The following is a 1055-nucleotide window of genomic DNA, read 5'->3' as shown; positions in this document are numbered from 1 at the left end:
CACCACTGACAGTAACACCGCCACTTAATCCAAACCCACTCGCATTATGGCGACTGTGATTTTCAATATCAGAATAAGTCAATGTCCCTGTGCTAAAACGGTTTTTGTTTTGTTGTTCAGCTTGACTGGTTGAAGTGATGATTGCACCTTTTAAATCCGTATGTAGCTGCCGATATAGTTCAATTTCTATACTTCATGTTTTCTAAGCAAATTTTTGTATTATCCCCGTCTTGGGCTAAACACCAAACTAGGGGCGGTTGAAAACGGTAGCCTAAGTTGTAATAGCATTGATTTACTAAACTAAAGGCTTTATTCAAATAATTTTCATATTCCTCAAATTCATCTTTATTTTCAGAAAAATCAATAAACCCTATTTTTTGCCTTTTTCTAGAAAGATATTCATACCGTTCACCTAAATATGGAAATACTTGCTCATCACAATGAACAATATCTTCAAAAGATATTTGTTTTCCATTTCTTAACCAATATTTTGTGTCTGGAGGAGAGCCATTAGCTAGATAACATCCACTTAATAATAAGGAAAATATAAATATCAACTTTTTCATTGAGCTTTCCCCTTATCATTAATTATGATTCCATTATTAAATTCAAATTTACTAGTTTTTGGACCTATTTGTCCCCAAGCTTTCTTATGATAAGACTTTATATCTTTAGTTACTTTATTGTCATTATTTTTTGAATTTAGAAAATTAATAACAGTTTCATCTTTATAATAAGCCTTAGTATGATCTCCCATAATCAGACTCCACAAAGGAATGTGGCTAAAATTCTTCCCAGTGGTATCTGTATTGCCAATCCCTAAACCAAATCGACCAGGTAAAAATGGCAACCCTAAACCAGTTCCCACCAAATCTCCAGGTGCAACCGCATAACTCACTTTCCCTTCTTTAAACAATTCACTTGCTTTCTCCGTATAGCCTTGGTCGTATAATCCTCCTGATAATACACCACCAATAGTATTATTTCTCATTGGATAAGAGGTACCCACCGTATTTGCTTCTAGCCTTGTATTATTAAATTTCATATCTTTATAA

2 protein-coding genes are annotated in these 1055 nt (G+C 33.6%); both read right to left on the bottom strand.

Going from position 1 to position 1055, the window contains the following annotated elements; translation table 11 throughout:
* Nucleotides 1–179 precede the first annotated feature (179 nt).
* Entirely contained in the window at nucleotides 180–566 is a 387-nt protein-coding gene (locus B0186_RS11395) for a hypothetical protein (RefSeq protein WP_078219581.1), read from the bottom strand.
* On the bottom strand, nucleotides 563–1055 hold a 493-nt coding region (locus B0186_RS11755; protein ID WP_158077986.1), incomplete at its 5' end, for a hypothetical protein. The genes B0186_RS11395 and B0186_RS11755, both read right to left, overlap by 4 nt.

The organism is Canicola haemoglobinophilus (assembly GCF_002015075.1).
GTDB lineage: Bacteria > Pseudomonadota > Gammaproteobacteria > Enterobacterales > Pasteurellaceae > Canicola > Canicola haemoglobinophilus.
The sequence above is the reverse complement of the archived record's forward strand: the minus strand, read 5'-3'. Positions and strand labels throughout refer to the sequence as shown.

Bases quoted from the DNA above. Each gene is read 5' to 3' on its own strand.
- B0186_RS11395 (WP_078219581.1), bottom strand. From the start codon at position 566: ATGAAAAAGTTGATATTTATATTTTCCTTATTATTAAGTGGATGTTAT.